Genomic DNA, 20646 nt, shown 5'->3' with positions numbered 1-20646 from the left:
TTGGACGAGTTTGAGGAAAAACCGCTCCCCCGGCCATTCTCGCCGCGGATTCCCGTACCCTGTATAAAGGAAATGACGCGCCGACCTACTACTATGTCTTGAGGTCGAAAGGAGATCGCCAACATGGCCACGGTATTGGAAGAAACCCCCATTCGCAAACTCGCCGTCGTTACTGGACGTGCATATCCGGAGCTGTCCGAAGCAGTGGCGAAATGTCTGGGACTTGACATTCTTCCGACAACCGCCTATGACTTCGCCAACGGCGAGATGTACGTGCGCTTCACCCAGCCCGTGCGCGGTGCCGACGTGTTCGTGATCCAGAGCCACACCGATCCCATCAACAAGTGGATCATGGAACAGCTCATCATGATCGACGCACTCAAGCGCGCGTCCGCCCGTTCCATCACCGCCGTGCTGCCGTTCCTTGGCTACTCCCGTCAGGACAAGAAGCACCAGGGCCGCGAGCCCATCACCGCACGACTCGTGTTCGACCTGTTCAAGACCGCCGGCGCCGACCGCATCATGACCGTGGACCTGCACGCATCGCAGGAGCAGGGATTCTTCGACGGCGTGGTCGATCATCTCACCGCCATGCCGATCCTCATCGACTACGTGCGCAACCACTGCGAACTCGGCAACGTGACCATCGTTTCCCCCGACGCCGGCCGCATCAAGGTGTCCGAGCGCTGGGCCGCCAAGCTTGACAACCGTCCGCTCGCCTTCATCCACAAGTCCCGCGACATCACCCGTCCGAACCACGCCGAAGCGCACGGCATCATCGGCGAGGTCGCAGGCCGCGACTGCATCGTCGTCGACGACATGATCGACACCGCCGGCACGATCTGCGAGGCCGTGAAGGTGCTGCGTAACGCCGGTGCCAAGAGCGTGACGCTCGTCGCCACGCACGGACTGCTGTCCGGCCCGGCCGTGGAACGACTCAAGTCCTGCGGTGCGCGCGAGATCATCCTCACCGACACCGTGCCGGTTCCCGCCGAAAAGCGCTTCGACGGCATGACCGTGCTGTCGATCGCACCGCTGCTGGCCGCCGGCATCCGTTCCGTGTTCGAAAGCGACTCCGTGACCCATCTGCTCGAGGGTCTGCCCAGCGACATGCGCGCTCGCAATATTTATGCGTGATGTGCGTGTGATGCATTTATGTGTGATGCATTTATGCGTGATGCGTGGTTGCGTGTGATGCGGTTAGCTACTGACTGATATCAAGTGCGTCGCACGGCACACGGCACACGATGATGAAGGTGTCTGACTCGTATACGCTTCGAGTCAGACACCTTCGTGTTTATCGGGCACTGTTATGGCCGCTGATTGAACGATTGCAAGGATGGACCAATGCGTTCCTTGCATCATCATCTGTCCTCACTGCAGATTTTTCATATGAGACGATGCGATACGCCCGATCGCGTACTGATGATTGGCAGCGAACGACCAATCGGCTGTATTGGAGATTCTGTGCCACAGGCTGTGGCAACGAACGACGATACTGTCAACTTTTCCATTCTCTGCCACAGCCTTTGGTAGAGAATGACAATGCTCTTGATTTTTGCATTCTCTGCCACGATTCCTTGCCACATTATGCGGCAATACCCTGTTTTCGTATTCTCTGCCACGACGATGTGGCAGAGAATGCACGAAATTGATCTATCACGCTTCTCTGCCACAAGCGTCATGACATCAAGGGATGGGATAGACCGTTATTACCCAGAAATCGATCAATAATCCGCGATTTCATGCCGTTTTCCATGGCAGAGAATGGAACAATTCGTCATCCGTGGATTCTGTGCCACAGCCAGTGGCAGAGAATGCTGTACGTGCTCAATATTGCATTCTCTGCCACGATACGAAGGCATGACGCGCGCACGATAGACCCTCTCGCCAATGCCGAAAGGGTACGGGGGATTGTCCTGGGACTGTCTTTCTAAATGTAACTGATGTTGTTATTATCGGCCTCTGTCGTCCGGCCAACAGCCGGCGAGAGTAATGAAAGAACGCGTTCAATAACGTCGTTGCAGGAGCGTGCTGCAGGATACAGTGATATGCCGAAGATGTCGGATCACAACGATAACGAGCGAGCTACTCAACGATTCGCAGGACTAGATTTTCATGCCTTGGTATGTGTTGGTCGATAAGAATTTCGTGAAAACAGTGGACCCCAAAGGGTTGCGACGGCAATCGGCTACTCGACAGTCCACCGGACTGTCTCCCTACGCCTCCACGCGTATTGGCCAGCGCGCACTCCGCGGAAACAGCAGGCCAAAGCGGTTGCGGCGGGTTGCGTCGGCAACCCACCGCGGGAAAGCTACGTGACAGTCCACCGGACTGTCACGCTTAACGCTTTCCTCGTTTGGCCTGACGTCGGCGGCCGTCAGGCCAAAGCGCCCATTGGGTCCCAAGCGGGGAGCATAAGGGCGGGGGTGGTGAGGGCTTCCTGGTATTCCTTGGGGAGCATGGACTTGGGGACGGCGACCTCGTAGACGTATTCGCTGAACCAGTCGTCGCTCATCGTGAAGTAGCCCTTGTCGGCGATCTTGTCGCCCCACGAGTTCTCCACACGCCAGCGACGCGTGGTCGTGCCATCGTCGGCCACGTCAACGCCCACGAACGCCATCGCGTGGTTCATGGCGGAATCGGCGAAGCGCACACGCTCCTCCTTGTCCATCGCATAATCCACGTCATACACGCGACCATATTCAAACAGGTCAGTGGCCCATGCGCCGTTTTCGCGATCCATCATGGGATGGCAGTCGGCACCGAACCACACCGGAATGCCCTGCTCGCTCATGATCCTGCGAGCGCACTCCTTCATGAACGACACCGGCACGTTGAGGTACTCGGTCGGCGTACCGCCCACCACGTTGCCCAGATGCTCGATGCCGATCTTCACGCCCTTCGGATGCTCGGCACGAGGATCGTCGACCAGGCATACATAGTCCTCAAGGCCGGCATCCACGTACTTGTGCCAGAACTCGACCGGCGTGATCTCGCCCACACGGTGGAACTCGCCATCGTCATCCGTCCACTCCCAATCGAAACTGGTGGGCGGCGTACCAAGGTGGATCGTCAGAATACGATGCGCGGCGGCCAGCGTCTCATCGATCACCGACTGTGCATCCTCGCCGGCGTACAGCTTGCACACGGCACCACGCAGCAGCGCGCGCAGATTCGTGTTCATCTGACCGGTGTTCTGGCTGGACGCGGTCTCCGGGAACAGATCCTTGGGCACGGCACCATGCTTGACGTACACGTTGAGCGCCATCGTCCACTGGCCGCCATCACCCATCACGTCGTGCAGCAGGTGCTGCATCAGACGGGAGTCGGACGGCTCGCCGGCGGCCACCAGCGCGGCCACGTCCTGCATGAAGTAGTTCACGCGCTCCAGCTTGTCGAAGTACATCGCGTAGCTCTGCGAGAATTCGAAATCCTTGATGCCGAGGTTCTTCTTCGCCACGAAACGCGCCACATTGAGCGAGCTGAACAGCCAGCAGCGGCCGGAACGTGCCTGAGACGTGACCTTGCCATTATCCACGGTCACGGAGAAGCGACGCTGCATCAGACGGGCGCGGTCGAAGTTGCGGGCCACCTTGTCGATGCCGGCGTCGGTCACCGCGTTCATGGCGATGCGGTTGGCCTCACGGGAGTCGAATCCCTCACGCAACTCGGCCAGACGGGCGTCGGACAGCGGCGTGAAATCAGCGGTTGCGGTTGCGGAAGTCGCGGTTGCAGTTTCTGCGGTCATCAGCGGTTCCCTTCGTTTCCTGCGTTCCCTGCCGCGGACGGCTTGGCGGGCTCGGTCGGTTCATCGGCGACCACGGGGTCGGCCACCGCGTTGGCCACGGGCACATCCGGAGCCTCGCCCTTGGCACTGGACAGCTTGGCCTCATCCGCAGCGGCGGCGGCATCCTCCGCAGCAGCGGCTGCGACGTTCTTCGCATCCTCGACAACGGCCTTCTCGGCGTTGGCTGCGCCAAACACCCCGGCCGCGGCACCGGCCACGCCACCGAATCCGAACGCGTCAGCGAAGATCGAACGCAGCTCATCCACACGAGCCGTGATGGACGCCTCACGGTTCTGCAGTGCGGTGATGTGCTCCTGCAGACCGTTGATCTCCTTCTCGGCGGCCTGACGACGCTGCTCCACCTGCGCCTCGGCCTTGCGAGTGGCCTCGTCGATCAGCGCCTTGCTTTGCTTGTCGGCCTCGTCGTGCTTGACCGCGGAGTAATCGTCGGCCTGGGAACGGGCCTTCTTGGCCTGTTCCAGCAGCTCGTCGGCCTCGCGACGGGCCTGCTCGCTGCGCTCCTTGACGTTGGCGAGCACTTCCTTCACCTTCGCGGTGGCCTCATCCTGCTGAGCGGCGATGTCCTTGCGGATCTGTTCGACCTCGGCACCCACCTTGGCGAGCTTGTCGGCGCGCTCGACATCGGCGGCGTCGGTGATGCGACGGGCCTCGGCCTTCGCCTTCTCGAGGATCTCGCCGGACTGGCGCTTGGCGTCGGACAGCATCTTGCCTGCCTGATCACGCATCTCGTTGAGGCGGACATTGGCCTGATCCAGCGCCCTCTGAATACGGTCGTCGGACTCTGCCTTCTTCTTGGCGATCTCCTCGTCGGCGATCTTGCGCTGCTCCGCGATCTCACGGGTCAGCTCAGTGCGCTGCTCGGCGAGCGTACGCTCATGCGCGGCCTTCTCGGCGGCAAGCTGCTTCTCCTGATCGGAACGCGCGGCGGCAAGTTCGAGCTGCAGGGTCTCATGCTGTTCGGCGGCGCGCTTCTCGGACACGGACCTGAGCTGCTGCGCGGTCTGCTTGGCGGAAGCGAGGATCGTGTCGGCTTCGGTGCGGGCCTTGGAGGTCATCGCCTCGGCTTCGGCCTTGGCGTCATCCTGCACCTGCGCGGCATCGATCGACGCGTTGTTGAGCATGGTGTCGGCCTTTTCCTGAGCCGTCTTGCGAATGCGGGCCGCGTCCTGCTTGGCACGGTCGAGCAGTTCACGGCTGGTCTGCTCAGCGGAGGCGAGCAGCTGCTGGGCGGAGGCGCCCAACGATGCGAAGGAGTTCTTCTGGGGAGCGGCCTTGCGGGACTTCTCCTCGCGCAGTTCGGCCTCCAACTGCAAAATGCGCTGATCGTACGCCTTGATCTGCTCACGCATGCGTTCGGTGTTCTCACGCATGCCGGCCATCGCCTGATCGACCCGCTCCTTGTCATACCCACGCAGAACGACGGGGAATTCCTCTGCCATAACAGCTCCTGCCTTGCCACTACCTTCGATCGATTGCACGGGAGCATGATTCGCCCCCGACTGCTTGGAACTTTAGCGCACGCATCGCTCTGCCGCGCCGCAGCAGCTCATACTTGGCACAGATGTCACACACAGTCATCACAGGCTGTTCGAAGCATGATGAAAAGCCGCTGATCCGTATGCAAAACGTGGAGAATGACGTAACGAAAAAAGACGACCGGAGGACAATCCGATCGTCGTGATCATGCATGGTGGTGCGAGCTGAGTACAAACGGTGTTCGTCTCAGATCACGGTTCAGATCTCGTCGGAAACCGGGTGGATCGCATAGTCCGCGGTGGCACGGATCACGTCCTGCGCTGCGGCAATCATCTGCTCCAACGACAGTCCCGAACCGTACTTGCCACCATCATTCATCTTGGGGAAGCTCAGGAATCCGGACAACGCCGTCGACTGCATGGAATTCCAGTCCAGCAGACGATAGAACAACGAATTGCATACGAACGTGCCCGCATCGGAACTCAATGTGGCGGGAATGTTTTGCTCGGCAAAATCATGCAGGATCGTACGCAACGGCAGACGTGTCCAGTAGGCGGCCGGCCCATCCGGATCGATGGGCGCACGACGCGGCTGAATATTGTCCGCATCAGGCCGCGATGCGTCGATCAGATTGGTGGCGCAGCGTTCCAATGCCACGGAATGCGCATGCGTCTTGAGTCCGGTGGCAAGCACCATGTCCGGATGCACACGATCGATCGCGTCACGCAGCGTTGGCCACGCATTCTGGAAACTCAACGGAATCAACACGGATGTGACGTTGATGTGCACGATGCCGGCACTGTCTTCGGACGGCTCAACGCCACGTGATTCCAGCGCCGCGCACACTTCGGCCGAAGGGTTGGTGTCGATGTCCTCGTAATGGTCGAATCCGGAAATGACGACGTTGAACTCTTGCATGATTCCTAGTGTAAGTGCTGTAGGGCTGACGTTGGGTGACGTTGTAGGGGTGACCGCTTATCGACGCATCTGGTCGAGCGCGCCAGACAGCATGGCATGCATACGGGCGCGAGCCTCCTCCTTCGACATGCCCTGCGTCAGATTCGCGGCGATGTTCTCCGCCACGGGAATGTCGGCGAGTGTGGTGATCTTGAGATTCGTATCGGCACCGGCCACGATGGCCACCGGAGTGCCGGGCAGATAGTCGACCACCACACGGGTGTCGTCGGTGGGATGGAAGTCGGGATCACCCACCGCCTTGGCGTACGCCTCGCGGATCGTGGAGAAACGGAACGCCTGCGGAGTCTGCGCGCGGAACGTGTCAGGACGTTCGGGCACCGAGGAGATGATCTTGCGGTCACCGAGATCCTGCGTCAGCAGCACGGTGTCGGTGGAGGGCACGGCCACGGTGGCGGCACGGAACTGGTTGAGCGTCTCGATGCAGCCGCGGATGGCGGACTGTTCGACGAACGGTCGCACGGCGTCGTGGATCAGCACCTTCGCATCGTCGGGGATGCCGGCGTCGGCAAGCGTCTGCAATGCGATCTGCGTGCTGTCGGAACGTTCGGCACCGCCTTCGATCACCATGCGCACCTTGCTCATGCCATTGTTGACGATCAGACTCTCCACCTGCTCGTGCACACGCGGATTGACCACGACGATGATGTCGGAGACCAGCGGATTGTGCTCGAACGCCTCGATGGACCACAGGACGATCTCCTTGCCACCCACCGACACGAGCTGCTTGGGGTTGTCGGGGTCGAAGCGGGTGCCGAATCCCGCGGCCAGCACGACGGCCACCACAGGGACATCGGTGGGCAGCGGGGTGGACTGTTCGGGATGCACGGACTGTGCCGACTGCACTGCTGCTGCCGACTGCACTGCTGCTGTGGCGGCCGGATCGGCATTCACACTGACGGTCGGGTCGACAGCGGAGTCGACAGTCGGATCGTTCTGGGTAACATCGCTCTTCTCACACATGGGCACCACCGTAGCCGCTTCGGGGGGATGCCGCGCCCGCCCATCGACAACTGCCCGAATCTTTCACGTCGCGTGTACGGGCGCTACGGGTTCGCCGTGTTTTATTCATGCTGCGGTTCGGGAATTCCCGCACTCGTGGAAGTGACGCTACGGGACGGTGCGGCGTGCGCTCGGTGTGGAGCGGAGCGGGTTTGGTTACTCGCGGACGATCAGGGCGAGGAGGCGACCTTCGTGGCTCTTGCCGGCGAGCGCGGCGCGGCGATGCGAGTACCACAGCGGGTTCTCGAGCGTGCACATGCTGTGACGGATCTGTTCGAGGCGCTCATGCAGGGACTCGGGGCCTTCGCCGTCGGTACGGCACAGCTCGGCGAGCTCCTCGTCGGCATCGAGGTACTGGGTGGCGGCGTTCACGCGCGGCATGGACTGGCCGACCTTGGTCACGCCGGCGAATGCGAGGTCGATCATCGCGGCTTCGTTGAGATCCACGCCGGCACCGCCGAATCGTGTGACGGTGCGCGTGAGCGGGAAGCGGTTCTGGAAGTCCTCAGCGATCTCATCGCCCACTTCGTAGCAGTCGCCGCAGATGCATGGGCCGAGCGTGGCGACGATGGATTCGCGCTTGGCACCTTTGGCCACCATGAGGTCCACGGTGGCGCCGATCACACCGCTCTGCAGTCCGCGACGGCCGCAGTGAGCCGCGCCGATCACACCGGATTCGGGGTCGGCGAACAGCACGGGCAGGCAGTCCGCAGCGAACATGCCGAGGGCTACGCCGCGCTGGTTGGTCACCTGTCCGTCTGCCTCCACACGGCGGGCTTCGGTGCCGTCGGGCAGTGCGGTGCCGGACGCGTCGAAACCGTAGGGGGCGTTTTCCTCCCAGAGTTCGTCAGTGTCCACGGCGATGCCGGAGTGCACCTGACCGATCAGGGAGAGTTTCACGCCAAGCTCGTCGGCAAGCGCCTGGCGGTTGGCGACCACGTGCGCGGGATCGTCGCCGCCGCGTCCGCCGAGATTGAGTCCGGCCCAGTCGCCCGTGGAGACGCCGCCGAGACGCGTGGTGTACACCACCTTGATGCCGGGGGCGAGTTGGATCGGGATGGTCACGGGGATGGGGCGACCGTTCTTGTCGTGGCTGGGGATGGCGTTGCTGTTGAGGATTTCGTTGTCGTAGTTGGTGTTGTCGTTAGGCATTGTTGGTCCTTGCTAGTCCTTTGCATTCGATCTGTGTTCGATCATGTGCGCTCTGTGATCGTTGCGATCGCGCGTGCCGATTATTCGAACGTTCCGATCATTCCGCGCGTTCCGATCATTCGGCCTTGAGTGTGCGGTTGGGTGCGGGCGAGCGCATCATCAGTCCGTCGGCCACAGGCTCGGGGCAGGCCATGGAGAACGTGCGCGTGGGGTATGCGGCCGCGGCGACGGGCACGCCGTCCGCGTCGAGGAACGAGTCGTCGGCCGATTCGATGCGTACCGGGGGCTCGCCGGGACGCAGGATCTCCACGGTCTGGCCGGGCGTGATCTTGTTGTGTCCCATGAACGTGAGTCGGCCGTCCGCCCAGCCGCGGGTCTCGCCCACGAGCACCCAGTCGCGGTAGTAGCCGTTGCGGTCGGCGTTCTGGGTGACCTTGTGTTCGGGGTACCAGAATCCAGTGCTGTAGTCGCGGTGCGAGACCTTGTACGGTTCTGCGCGCAGCCATTCGGGGAGTACGACGTCACGCGGATCGTCGGCTTCCAGGCACAGATTGACCGCGCACTTGTAGGCGTTGGTCATGGCGGAGATGTAGTAGACGCTTTTGGCGCGGCCCTCGATTTTGAGGCTGGTCACGCCGGCGTCGATCACGTCGCCCACGTGTTCGAGCATGCACATGTCCTGTGAGTTGAAGATGTAGGAGCCCTTGTCGGTCTCCTCGATCGGGAAGTACTGGCCGGGGCGCTTCTCCTCCACCAGATGGTACTTCCAGCGGCAGGGCTGTGCGCATTCGCCGTGGTTGCCGTCGCGTCCGGTCAGATAGTTGGAGATCAGGCAGCGGCCGGAGAACGCCATGCACATCGATCCGTGCACGAACGCCTCGATGTCGAGATCAGCAGGCACGTTGGCGCGAATGCCGCGCACGGTGTCGAGGCTGAGCTCGCGGGCCAGGACCACGCGCTTGGCACCGAGTTCGTGCAGTTCGTTCGCGGCGAGCCAGTTGGTCACGCCCGCCTGGGTACTCACGTGCAGTTCGAGGTCCGGCGCGATGCGGTGGGCCATCATCATCACGCCGATGTCGGTGACAATGATCGCATCCACACCAATGTCGGCAAGCTGGCCGATGTATTCGCGGATGCCGGCGATCTCCTCGTTGCGGGGCAGGATGTTGCAGGTGATGTAGATGCGAGCGCCGCGGGCGTGAGCGTAGTCGCGAGCCTCGGCGATCTCCTCGAGGGAAAGGTTCTTGGGAGCGGAGCGCATGCCGAACATCTTGCCTGAGCAGTAGACGGCGTCGGCACCGAAGTCGATGGCGGCCTTGAAGGACTTGAGGTTGCCTGCCGGTGCGAGCACTTCGGGCGAGGTGCGGCGGATCATGGTCGGGGTGCCGGTCTGCGCAATGCCGGCTGCGGTGTTCAGGGATTCGTTAACGTTCATAGCGCCCATAAGTCTAGCGGCAGGCAGAGGCAGGAACGCTGGCCCTTCGCTCTCGGAGTGGGCGGAGTGGCCGGCATCCGGATGAACGGAGCACGGGCGGCTTCATTGACCATCGGAAGAGACGGACGTAGCGGAATAGCCCAATGCAAACCGATGCAACCCGGTGCAAACCGATACAGACCGTTGCGGACCGTTGTTACGGACGTGTCGCAGTCAGAAATGTTCGGTTTTCGAGCCCAAATTCCCGCAGTATCGATAAGGCGTCGGTTCACAAATCACAGAACTGCAATATAAGGCCCGAAATAGGGCGTTTTCCGAAGGGTATCTTCGAGTTGTGCGCTGTCCGCTCCGGAGACCCAGCGACCAATCGCACATAATCCCACAGAACCCCTCAACACGGACGTCAGATCACGGCGAGCGCGAACTGGACGAGCAGCTTGACACCGTAGGCGATGATCACCGCGCCACATACCTTGTTGAGCACACCGATCACCTTGGGGCTGAAACGGTTGCGGAATGCGGACACGAGTAGCGTCACACCGATGAACCATGCGATGGATGCGGTCTCCACACCAGTGATGAACGGCGTGGACTGCGAGGCGGTGAGCGTGGCGGAGAATGCACCGAGCATCAGCGTGCCGTCGATGATGGCCTGCGGGTTGAACCAGGTCACTACGCATGCGGTGGAGATGGTCTTGCCCAGAAAGCCGCCCAGCGTCCCCAAACCCTTGCCTGACTTGCCCGACGCCATACGGTCGGAGGACCTCGCGACATCAGTGTCAGTGTGTGCAGCGGTGCGAGCATCCGAAGTAACCGCAGCATGCGGGGCGGAGTCGGCATCCACGCGCTGGCGCAGCAGACCGCCGCCGATGCCGATCACTACCACACCACCCACGGCCAGCACCGCGAGGCGCAGCCAGTCGTAACGCTGCATAAGCGTGCCGATGCCGAAGAAGCATGACAACGACAGCGATACGTCGAACACGATCACGATCAACGCGGTCAGCAGTGCATGACGACGCGTCTTGGTCAACGCCGAGTTGATGACGAACAGGTTCTGCATGCCGATCGGCGCGATATAGGCCAGCCCCATCGTAAGGCCTTGCAAATAGAATCCCATGACCTACCTCTTCCCATCCAATCACAGCCATGATCCACCCACATTAGTTTTGGATGGATCATATTCACTCAACCAAAATCGCTATTCCCACCACACCATAACCAATAGAAATCGTTGCAAATAGTGATATTGGCCAATTTCTATCCATCATTCTATGGGTGACACTACAATTGGCAACCGGCCAAACGATATCAACGTCATCAACCAAACAGCCAACCAAAATCGTTGAGTAGACAGCCAAACACCACGGATAGCATATCGTTCGCGCCACGACCGCCGCCACCGCGCACACCACACAACCGTCAGAGGGGGATTCCACATGGCTAGACCGGCACCGCTCGTCATTGACTGGAAGCCGAACCGCACGCTGAACGTGCCGGTGACCGAGCAGATCGTGCAGTACATGTGTCGGCAGGTGTCGAGCGGCGCGTGGCCCATCGGCGCGCGTCTCCCCTCGCAGCGCGCGCTGGCCGAGGGGTTCGGTGTGAACCGATCCACCGTGATCGCCGCCGTGAACGAGCTCGCCGACTACGGCATCGTGGAGGGGGCCCACGGCGCCGGCACGCGCATCGTCAGCAACACCTGGTCGCTGATGCTGCCTGGCGCGCCGGATTGGGCCGACTACGTGTCGTCCGGATTCTTCAAGGCAAACAATGACACGATCCAGGCGATCAACCGTCTCGAATTCGCACCGCATATGGCCCGGCTGGGCACCGGTGAACTCGATCCGCGCCTCTTCCCCACCGACATGTGGCGCACGGTGATGCGGCAGGCCGCCGACGAGATCGATTCGATGGGATACCCCGAACCCGAGGGCATTCCCGAACTGCGCGAGGCGATCGCCGACCACATGCGCAGACTCGGCATCGACACCGATGCCTCGCAGATCCTTGTCACGTCGGGCGCACTGCAGGCGTTGCAGATCATTTCGGTGAGTCTGCTCGGCGCGGGTTCCACCGTATTCGCCGAGGCTCCGAGCTATATCAAGTCGTTGCAGGTATTCCAGTCGGCGGGCATGCATCTGACGGGTGTGCCCATGGATGATGACGGGCTAAGCGTCAGCGGACTGTCGGATATGCTCAGCAGCAGCGGTCTCAATCGAAACGGAGGCAATGGCATCGGTACGGCGAGTGCCCGACACCGCGGATCGGGGTCCGTACTGTATACGATCCCCACGAACCACAACCCCACCGGCCGCACCATGAGCGAGGTGCGACGACGTGAGCTCATCGAATGCTGCGTGGCCAACCGTCTGCCGATCATCGAGGACGGCGCGTATCAGGACCTGCACTTCGGCGATCGCCCGCCGTTGCCGCTTAAGGCGATGGACGAGACCGGCATGGTGATCTACTTGGGGAGCGCCTCGAAGGCGCTTGCCCCCGGCCTGCGCATCGGGTGGATCGTGGCTCCCGAGCCGATCGTGCATCGTATGGCCGATGTGAAGATGCAGATGGATTATGGTGCAAGTCTGCTCTCGCAGTGGGTGTTCGCCCGGTTCCTCACCAACGGCATGTACGACGAGTATCTTGCCGGGCTCAAGCGGGAGTTGCGACGCCGCCGGGATGCGGCGTTGGATACGCTTGAAGAATTGTTTGGCGATTCAACAAACGGTTCGTACAGCGAGTACGACGATGCCGCAGTCAGCAAGTTTGCTGATTTAACTAATGATTTGACTAATGATTTGACAGGGAATTCACCGGACGCAATATCAGAAGATACAACGTCGAGCGCAGTGACAATAGCGAACGCGAGAACAACGTCGAGCGCGACAGCAACGTCCGGCATAACGGCACCGTCCGGCACATGCCGTGCGCATTGGAGAGTGCCGGACGGCGGCTTCTACATCTGGCTGACCTTTGACCAGCCGATGCCGATGAACCGTCTGTTCGCCAAGGCCGTGGAGGCCGGCATACTCCTCAACCCCGGCGATATCTACGATTTCGAGGGCGATAATTCGCTTCGTCTGAGCTACGCGTATACCACGCCCGAGGAGTTCGCCGCGGCCGCACGCACACTCGCCGACGTGGCGAGAAAGCTCTAGGGACGCCTGCACTTCTACGAGTTCGAGCGGCACCGGAGTCCGGAACCGTGCGCAATCACAGCGACGCGAATGGGCGCACGATCATGCAGTCATGGTCGCGCGCCCATTCGCATTCGTCACATGCGTGTGCGGACTCCGGCGTTCACGCACCCGCGTTGAGCTTGGCGAGTTCCTCGTCGGTGAGCGTCAGATCGCCGGCCTTGAACGAATCAAGGAACGTGGCGGGACGGTGGCATCCGGGGATCACGAACATGTGGTCGCCCTGTGCCAGCTCCCACGCGAGCGTGACCTGCTGGTAGCTCACGCCGCGAGCCGCCGCCACCTCGCGGAACGGATCGAACAGATGCTCGTCGTATGGGTGTCGGAAGCCGCCAAGCGGACTCCAGCACACGAACGCCAGTCCCAGCTTCGCGCAGTAGTCCAGCGTATCGCGCGTTTCACGATGGATCGGCGAATACTGGTTCTGCACGGCGATCAGACGGTCGCCAAGAATACCGCGCGCTATGTCGAGCTGTTCGATCATCACATTGGAGACGCCGGCATAGCGGGCCACGCCTTCGTCGAGCAGCTGGCGGACGGCTTCGATCGACTCGTTGTACGGCACTTCGGGATCGTGACGGTGCATGTACAGCAGATCGATCGTGTCGACGCCGAGCGCCATCGCCGACTGCTTGCCGTACTCGAGCAGATGTTCAGGCTTGCCGTCGCGCGGCCAGATCGGCTTGCCGTTCTCATCGAAATCACGACGCAGACCGATCTTGGTGGCGACAAGCACCTCGTCGCGCGGTCCGTTCCAGCTGTCGAGCGCCTCGCGGGTGAGCTTCTCGCCGGTCTGCTCCTCCTCGCCGGGCGCGTAGTACGCCCACGCGGTGTCGATCATGCGGGAGCCGGCGTCGAGACCGGCGTGAATCGTCTCCAACGCCTGCTCATGACTCGGATATCCCTCAATGGTCAGGCCCATCTCGCCGATGCCGATGGCCGTGGTCTCGAACGGACCGATGTTACGCCGCAACGTCATGTTCTGCTCCTTCATTCGCGTCATGAATATGTCATGATCGTCCACATTCAGCGTAAAGAACACGGCGGATTTCACGACTCGGCATACGACGACCGTATGACGAGTACGGCAGATGCGGTACAGCACCCGTATGACAGCAATCGTCGATTTTACCGCCCGTCCGGTGCTTATCGGACACACCCATGCGTCCAACAAGCACCCAGGCATCTCCCCCGTGCTTTTTCGACGCCTGCATACGTCCAATACGCACCCAAGTGCCGCCACCGTGCTCATTTGGCACATGCATACGTCCAATAAGCATCTGCGCCCATCCCCAATGCTCATGCGACGCATGCATGCGTCCGACAAGCACGAAGGCATACGGAAAAGCCCGCCTTGGCATGGAAACCAAGGCGGGCGAAGGTTTGAGATCGTGATCCGATCGTGTACCTAGACGGTCACGATCTGATCACGCGATCACGCGATCGACGCGATCAGTCCTCGTCGAACGGATCGAAGTCGCGGCGCACACGGCGGCGAGGACGCTCGGAACGCTCCTCGCGATCGGCGCGGTACTCATCGTAGGCGTCGTCGACGGCGTAGCGCGGGTTGCGGTCATCGCGACGGCCACGGCCACCACGACGATCATCACGATCGCGACGGTCATCACGATCGTAGCGATCGTCACGACGACGGTCATCACGGCTGCCACGGCGGTCATCACGATCGTCACGGTCATCACGATCGTAACGGTCGCCACGACGACGGTCATCACGATCGTAGTCGCGGTCATCGTGGTCATAACGGTCATCATCGTAGCGACGGCGGCGCGGACGACGGTCGTCACGATCGTCACGACGACGATCATCACGATCATCGCGACGGCCACGGCCACCACGACGATCGTCACGATCATAACGGTCATCACGACTGCCACGGCGATCATCACGACCACCACGGCGATCACCGCGTTCACGACGATCGTCACCGCGAGCGGCACCACGACCGGCACCGGACTCCTGATCCTCGAAGCCGGGGATGGCCAGCGAGATCTTGCCGCGATCGTCCACGCCCTGCACGACCACCTCGACGGTGTCGCCTTCCTTGAGCACGTCCTCAACGGCATCGATGCGCTCACCGTTGGCGAGGTTGCGGATCTGGCTGATGTGCAGCAGACCGTCGGTGCCCGGGGTCAGGTTCACGAACGCGCCGAACGACGTGGTCTTCACGACCTTGCCGTTGTACTGCTCGCCGGCCTCCGGCACGTGCGGGTTGGCGATCTGGTCGATGATGGCCTTGGCCTTCTCGGCGGCCTCGCCACCCTCGGAGGAGATGAACACGGTACCGTCATCCTCGATGGCGATCTCGGCGCCGGTGTCCTCCTGGATCTGGTTGATCATCTTGCCCTTGGGGCCGATGACCTCGCCGATCTTCTCGACCGGAACGGTGGTGGTGATGATGCGCGGGGCGAACTCACTCATCTCGGCCGGCTCATCGATGCACTCGTTGATCAGGTCGAGGATGGTGGCGCGGGCCTCATGCGCCTGCTGCAGGGCGGCGGCCAGAATGTCGGCCGGAATGCCGTCGAGCTTGGTGTCGAGCTGCAGAGCGGTGATGAACTCGCTCGTGCCGGCCACCTTGAAGTCCATGTCGCCGAACGCGTCCTCGGCACCCAGGATGTCGGTGAGCGTCTTGTAGACGTGCTGGCCGTCCACATCGCCGGACACCAGACCCATGGCGATGCCCGCCACCGGAGCCTTCAGCGGCACGCCGGCCGCCAGCAGGGACAGGGTGGATGCGCACACGGAACCCATGGAGGTGGAGCCGTTGGAGCCGATGGCCTCGGAGACCTGACGGATGGCGTAGGGGAACTCCTCGCGATCCGGCAGCACCGGCACGATGGCCTTCTCGGCGAGGGCACCGTGGCCGATTTCGCGGCGCTTCGGGGAACCGACGCGGCCGGTCTCACCGGTGGAGTACGGCGGCATCTCGTAGTTGTGCATGTAGCGCTTGGAGGTCGGGCCGGACAGGGCGTCGATCTGCTGCTCCATCTTGAGCATGTTCAGCGTGGTAACGCCCAGAATCTGGGTCTCGCCGCGCTGGAAGAGGGCGGAACCGTGCACGCGGGGCACGATGTCGACCTCGGCGGACAGGGTGCGGATGTCGCGCAGGCCACGGCCGTCGATGCGGTAGTCCTGGGTGAGGATGCGGCGACGCACGATCTGGCGCTGCAGCTCCTTGAACGCGTTGCCGATCTCCTTTTCCTTCTCGGCATCATCCATCTCGGTGAACTCGCCGGCGAGGGTGTCCTTCACGTTCTGCTTGATCTCGGCGATGCGGTCCTGGCGCGGCAGCTTCTCCGCGATGGACAGGGCCTGATCGAGATCGGCGTGAGCGATCTGGTCGATGCGGTTGTAGAGATCGTCGGTGTACTCCGGGAAGAGCTGGAATTCCTTGGTCTCCTTGGCGGCGATGCGCTTGAGCTCGTCCTGAGCCTCGCAGATCGTCTTGATGAACGGCTTGGCGGCCTCGAGACCACCGGCCACAACGGTCTCGTCGGGCTTGACCTGACCGTCTTCGTAGATCAGCTTCCAGGCGTTCTTGCCGGCACCGGCCTCGATCATGGCGATGGCGACGTCACCGTTCTCGATCACACGGCCGGCGACCACGATCTCGAACACGGCGCGCTCGCGCTCGCTCCAGCGCGGGAAGGCGACCCACTGGCCGTCGATCAGGGCCAGACGCACACCGGACACCGGGCCCTCGAAGGGCAGACCGGAGATCATGGTGGAGGCGGAGGCGGCGTTCAGGGCAATCACGTCGTATGCGTCGTCGGGGTTCACGGCGAGGACGGTCTCCACGACCTGCACCTCGTTGCGCAGCGTGTGCGGGAACAGCGGACGCAGCGGGCGGTCGATGATGCGGCAGGCCAGAATGGCCTCGGAGCTCGGGCGACCCTCGCGGCGGAAGAAGGAGCCGGGGATCTTGCCCGCGGCGTACATCTTCTCCTCCACGTCCACGGTCAGCGGGAAGAAATCGTAGTTCTCCTTCGGGCTGGAACCGGCGGTGGTGGTGGACAGAATCATCGAGTCATCGTCAAGATAGGCGGCGACGGCACCGTCCGCCTGCTGGGCGAGAAGACCGGTTTCGAAGCGCAGCGTGCGCTTACCGAATGAACCATTGTCAATTACGGCCTCTACGGCCTTGATTTCGGGACCCTCCAAGGGTTCCTCCTTTTTTTCGTACTCGAACTTGCTTGATTACGTTTTTGATTACGTTGTACGTGCGTGTTCTTGCTTCAGTTGTAATTATCGGCTAATTATCGACCGTGTTCGTTCCGTCGGCCATTCACTTCATCATCTCAGCACACCGGGCGCGGCATACCTGGCCGCGTGCTCCTCGCATCAGAATTCCATACTTCCCCGACCCCTCCACTATTCTCGGGGCCCCTCATGTTGTCATCCCACCGTCCGAAAGCCGGCATGCAAAAGCGCCCGAGCAGGTTATGCTCGGGCGGAAGAATACTATCGGCGCAGACCGAGGCGCTCGATCAGGGAACGGTAACGCTCGATGTCGTTGCGCTTCAGGTAGTCGAGAAGACGACGACGGTCACCGATCATCAGCTGCATACCACGACGGGAGTGGTGGTCGTGCTTGTGCTCCTTGAGGTGATCGGTCAGGTCGGAGATGCGCTTGGACAGCAGCGCCACCTGGACCTCGGGCGAGCCGGTGTCGCCCTCGTGCGTCGCGTACTCGGAAATGATTGCCTGCTTTTCAGCGGTGCTAAGAGCCACAGCTCCTCCTTATATTGAATGTGTTGCGCGGTGCCATCAGCACGATGCTCATGGCGCTCTCTATCCGCGGGCGAAACACGCCAACATTCAAGTATACTCACCCCTCGGACGAAGACCACGCCGTCACACCGTGGTGACCAGTCCGCCGAACAGCACCACGGCGAGCGCCACCAGCTCGATCACGAAAAAGATCGCCAGCGCCGACCAGCTGCGTGTCAGCACGTTAAGCGGTGAATCCTTGCGGATCAGCACGAGCAGCCCCACGTACAGCACGGCGAACACCGCCAGTCCGATCGCCGATGCGAGGATGCCGAGGTTCGCCGCGTTGATCGGCGCGGCCGCGTCGCCGTACACCACATAGGTGGAGTACCAGAAGTTGAGTCGCAGCAGTCCCACGCCGGAGATCAGCTGTTCCACGGCCAGCAGCAGGATGAACAGCACGCGCCAGATCACCTTGCGCGTCTCCATCACCGCCATGCCCAACGTCATGAACGTCATCGATGTGACTACCCATGCGATGAGCGCGGCACCGCGCGGGTCGATCGGGGAGACCGCGTCGACCACGGTCTGCGTGCCGGTCATGGCCAGCTGACGACCGGACCAGTACGGCACGATGATCGCCACGAGCAGTGCGACGATGAACGCGATCCATCGACTCTTGTGCCATTCGCTGCGTTCGCGTTCGGCCATCGATGGCACGCGCGGATGCGATGCGCTCGGGTCGGTGCGTCTGACGGGACGATGGCCCGGGCCGATCTGCGTGCCGAGCGCGTCGGACGTTTCAGGCGTGCCGAGCGTGCCGGAATCGATGTCTGCACTGATACCGGAACCGGCCGGATCGGCGACTGTCGCCGTCGATCCGACGTTGACGGTGTCGACGACGTCGGCGGTACCGGTGGCGTCGGCTGTGTCAACGTCGGCTGTGTCGACGTTGGCTGTGTCGGCGGACTGCCGCGCGGTGAACTGATCAGTGGACTGCTGTTCGGTTGCCATGTGTCCTCCCGAAAGGTCGTTTGCCCGTCGCCGGCGCACCGGATACAAAAAAACCGTTGGCTTCCCAACGGTTCCTTGGAGCGGATGACGGGAATCGAACCCGCGTAATCAGTTTGGAAGACTGAGGCTCTACCATTGAGCTACATCCGCGTGGAAGTCGACATGTCAAACTTCCGAATCACGATTATTACATACCTGAGCGATTTTGCCAAACGGCGTGTTCCAGAGGGCTGGTTTTGGCCGTGCCGGCGTCATGGTTTTTCGTAATGTCATGGCATTCCATGGAACGATTCGCACACGCACGATGTACACCTCGTACAATATCCCTGTTTCCTCGCGCCCTCCGACGGCGAAGGGCATCGAGACACGACATGACAGTGATTACGCGGGTTCTCGCACGACGAATCCGCCCAGGAAGAGTCAAGGAGTTGACATGAGCACGTACGATTTCACTTCGATCATCGACCGGCACGGCAAGGACGCCATCGCGATCGACGCCGTGGGTCGCATGCCTGACATGGCACCGGCCGCCCCCAAGCCCGGATTCGACGTGATCCCCATGTGGGTGGCCGACATGAACTTTCCAACCGCGCCCTCGATCCAGGAGGAGATCATCCGTCGCGCACAGCACCCGCTGTTCGGCTATTTCCAGCCGACGGATGAGTACTTTGATGCGATCATCGACTGGCAGCGTACGCGCAATGCCGTGACCGGCCTTGCCGCAGAGCATATCGGCTACGAGAACGGCGTGCTCGGCGGCGTGGTCAGCGCGCTCAAGGCATTCGCCACGCCGGGCGACGCGGTGCTGCTGCACTCCCCCACCTACGTCGGGTTCACGCATTCGATCGGCGACAACGGCTACCGGATCGTGCACAGTCCGCTCAAGCCGGACGAGAACGGCGTGTGGCGCATGGACTTCGACGATATGGATCGCAAAATCAAAGAGAACAACATTCACGCGGTCGTGTTCTGCAGCCCGCACAATCCGTGCGGTCGCGTGTGGGAACGGTGGGAGATCGAACGCGCGATGGAGGTGTATGCGGCCAACGACTGTGTGGTGATCTCCGACGAGATCTGGTCCGACATCATTCTCGACGGGCATACGCATATCCCCACGCAGTCGGTGAGCGACGACGCGCGCAATCGCACGATCGCGTTCTACGCGCCGAGCAAGACGTTCAATCTGGCGGGGCTCGTGGGCAGCTATCACATCGTCTACAGCAAATATCTGCGTGATCGGCTGATCGCGGTGAGCGGCAAGACGCACTACAACGCCATGAACGTGCTGTCCATGCATGCGCTGATCGGCGCATACCGGCCTGCGGGGCATGCGTGGCTGGATGAGCTGCGCGGCGTGCTCACCGAGAACGTGGAGTATGCAGTGGATTATATTCGCACGCATTTCGAGGGGATTCACGTGGCCAAGCCGGAGGGCACGTACATGCTGTTCCTCGACTGCACGGACTGGTGTGCGGCGCACGACGCGACGATCGACGAGCTGGAGAAGCGTGGATCGGATGTGGGCGTGGCATGGCAGGACGGCCGGCAGTTCCAGCATCCGTGCGCGATCCGCATGAATCTGGCGCTGCCCAAGTCGCGTGTGGAGGAGGCCATGCGACGACTGAGCGAATACGTGTTCTGAGTGCCGGCCGTGCGGGGTTCCACCGCATCTGCCGCGACGTTGGCACCGTGGCGACGCGGTCTGGCAGCTATCCCCACTTCGGTAGGCACTTTTGAACATCTGTTGAGGTCTAACCACGCTTCGGTAGGCACTTGCTTGCGGAGAAACCCGCATATTGGAGGTGGAACGTCCTGAGAAATGGCGAGATCGTGTAGGGGTCTATTTCGAT

14 protein-coding genes and 1 tRNA gene are annotated in these 20646 nt (G+C 61.6%); 3 read left to right on the top strand and 12 right to left on the bottom strand.

The genetic code is table 11. The features are described from left to right. Positions 1-123 precede the first annotated feature (123 nt). On the top strand, positions 124-1137 hold the full coding sequence (locus tag BTIS_RS02225; protein ID WP_094662245.1) for a ribose-phosphate diphosphokinase: 1014 nt from the start codon (positions 124-126) through the stop codon (positions 1135-1137). A gap of 1243 nt (positions 1138-2380) precedes the next feature. Here BTIS_RS02225 and BTIS_RS02220 read toward each other — a convergent pair. From BTIS_RS02220 to BTIS_RS02190, 7 genes are all read right to left on the bottom strand, one after another. Then, on the bottom strand, positions 2381-3751 hold the full coding sequence (locus tag BTIS_RS02220) for a C1 family peptidase (protein ID WP_094662243.1): 1371 nt from the start codon (positions 3749-3751) through the stop codon (positions 2381-2383). Then, positions 3751-5250: a coiled-coil domain-containing protein gene (locus tag BTIS_RS02215; RefSeq protein WP_094662241.1), complete on the bottom strand. Its 1500-nt coding sequence runs from the start codon at positions 5248-5250 to the stop codon at positions 3751-3753. Before BTIS_RS02215 ends, BTIS_RS02220 begins: the two co-directional genes overlap by 1 nt. Before the next feature lie 295 nt (positions 5251-5545). Then, a complete protein-coding gene (locus BTIS_RS02210; RefSeq protein ID WP_094662239.1) occupies positions 5546-6205 on the bottom strand; it encodes a pyroglutamyl-peptidase I in 660 nt (219 codons plus the stop codon). 57 nt (positions 6206-6262) lie between these two features. Beyond that, the gene (locus tag BTIS_RS02205; protein ID WP_375137725.1) at positions 6263-7108 is read right to left on the bottom strand and encodes an IspD/TarI family cytidylyltransferase; all 846 of its coding nucleotides are present in this window, start codon (positions 7106-7108) and stop codon (positions 6263-6265) included. A gap of 312 nt (positions 7109-7420) precedes the next feature. Then, positions 7421-8416: a purine nucleoside phosphorylase YfiH/LACC1 family protein gene (locus BTIS_RS02200; protein ID WP_094662235.1), complete on the bottom strand. Its 996-nt coding sequence runs from the start codon at positions 8414-8416 to the stop codon at positions 7421-7423. A gap of 115 nt (positions 8417-8531) precedes the next feature. Next, positions 8532-9791 (bottom strand): peptidase U32 family protein, encoded by a 1260-nt coding sequence (locus BTIS_RS02195; RefSeq protein ID WP_094662507.1) that lies wholly within the window; start codon positions 9789-9791, stop codon positions 8532-8534. Between the two features lie 463 nt (positions 9792-10254). Then, a complete protein-coding gene (locus BTIS_RS02190; RefSeq protein WP_094662233.1) occupies positions 10255-10971 on the bottom strand; it encodes a LysE/ArgO family amino acid transporter in 717 nt (238 codons plus the stop codon). A 319-nt stretch (positions 10972-11290) separates the two neighbouring features. On the opposite strand from BTIS_RS02190, the gene BTIS_RS02185 reads away from it, so the two are divergent. Continuing rightward, a complete protein-coding gene (locus BTIS_RS02185; RefSeq protein ID WP_094662231.1) occupies positions 11291-13012 on the top strand; it encodes an aminotransferase-like domain-containing protein in 1722 nt (573 codons plus the stop codon). Positions 13013-13154: 142 nt separating this feature from the next. Here BTIS_RS02185 and BTIS_RS02180 read toward each other — a convergent pair whose 3' ends face one another. The 5 genes from BTIS_RS02180 to BTIS_RS02160 form a co-directional block, all read right to left on the bottom strand. Further along, on the bottom strand, positions 13155-14030 hold the full coding sequence (locus BTIS_RS02180) for an aldo/keto reductase (protein WP_094662505.1): 876 nt from the start codon (positions 14028-14030) through the stop codon (positions 13155-13157). Between the two features lie 473 nt (positions 14031-14503). After that, a complete protein-coding gene (locus BTIS_RS02175; protein WP_094662229.1) occupies positions 14504-17233 on the bottom strand; it encodes a polyribonucleotide nucleotidyltransferase in 2730 nt (909 codons plus the stop codon). A gap of 300 nt (positions 17234-17533) precedes the next feature. After that, positions 17534-17803 carry a 30S ribosomal protein S15 gene (rpsO, locus tag BTIS_RS02170; protein ID WP_094662227.1) on the bottom strand — a complete coding sequence of 90 codons (270 nt, stop codon included), beginning with the start codon at positions 17801-17803 and terminating at the stop codon, positions 17534-17536. 123 nt (positions 17804-17926) lie between these two features. Next, positions 17927-18796, bottom strand: coding sequence for a hypothetical protein (locus BTIS_RS02165; RefSeq protein ID WP_094662225.1), 870 nt, complete (start codon positions 18794-18796; stop codon positions 17927-17929). Between the two features lie 76 nt (positions 18797-18872). Further along, a tRNA-Gly gene (locus BTIS_RS02160) sits at positions 18873-18946 on the bottom strand. Positions 18947-19229: 283 nt separating this feature from the next. On the opposite strand from BTIS_RS02160, the gene BTIS_RS02155 reads away from it, so the two are divergent. Further along, entirely contained in the window at positions 19230-20438 is a 1209-nt protein-coding gene (locus BTIS_RS02155) for a MalY/PatB family protein (protein WP_094662223.1), read from the top strand. Positions 20439-20646: the final 208 nt, after the last annotated feature.

It is taken from the genome of Bifidobacterium tissieri, assembly GCF_002259645.1.
GTDB classification, from domain to species: domain Bacteria; phylum Actinomycetota; class Actinomycetes; order Actinomycetales; family Bifidobacteriaceae; genus Galliscardovia; species Galliscardovia tissieri.
This window is presented reverse-complemented; position numbering and strand designations above follow the sequence as displayed.

Coding starts and splice junctions, on each gene's coding strand:
- BTIS_RS02200 (WP_094662235.1), bottom strand. CDS start 8,416: ATGCCTAACGACAACACCAACTACGACAACGAAATCCTCAACAGCAAC.
- BTIS_RS02195 (WP_094662507.1), bottom strand. CDS start 9,791: ATGATCCGCCGCACCTCGCCCGAAGTGCTCGCACCGGCAGGCAACCTC.
- BTIS_RS02190 (WP_094662233.1), bottom strand. CDS start 10,971: ATGGGATTCTATTTGCAAGGCCTTACGATGGGGCTGGCCTATATCGCG.
- BTIS_RS02155 (WP_094662223.1), top strand. CDS start 19,230: ATGAGCACGTACGATTTCACTTCGATCATCGACCGGCACGGCAAGGAC.
- BTIS_RS02215 (WP_094662241.1), bottom strand. CDS start 5,250: ATGGCAGAGGAATTCCCCGTCGTTCTGCGTGGGTATGACAAGGAGCGG.
- BTIS_RS02180 (WP_094662505.1), bottom strand. CDS start 14,030: ATGACGTTGCGGCGTAACATCGGTCCGTTCGAGACCACGGCCATCGGC.
- BTIS_RS02165 (WP_094662225.1), bottom strand. CDS start 18,796: ATGGCAACCGAACAGCAGTCCACTGATCAGTTCACCGCGCGGCAGTCC.
- BTIS_RS02220 (WP_094662243.1), bottom strand. CDS start 3,751: ATGACCGCAGAAACTGCAACCGCGACTTCCGCAACCGCAACCGCTGAT.
- BTIS_RS02225 (WP_094662245.1), top strand. CDS start 124: ATGGCCACGGTATTGGAAGAAACCCCCATTCGCAAACTCGCCGTCGTT.
- BTIS_RS02210 (WP_094662239.1), bottom strand. CDS start 6,205: ATGCAAGAGTTCAACGTCGTCATTTCCGGATTCGACCATTACGAGGAC.
- BTIS_RS02185 (WP_094662231.1), top strand. CDS start 11,291: ATGGCTAGACCGGCACCGCTCGTCATTGACTGGAAGCCGAACCGCACG.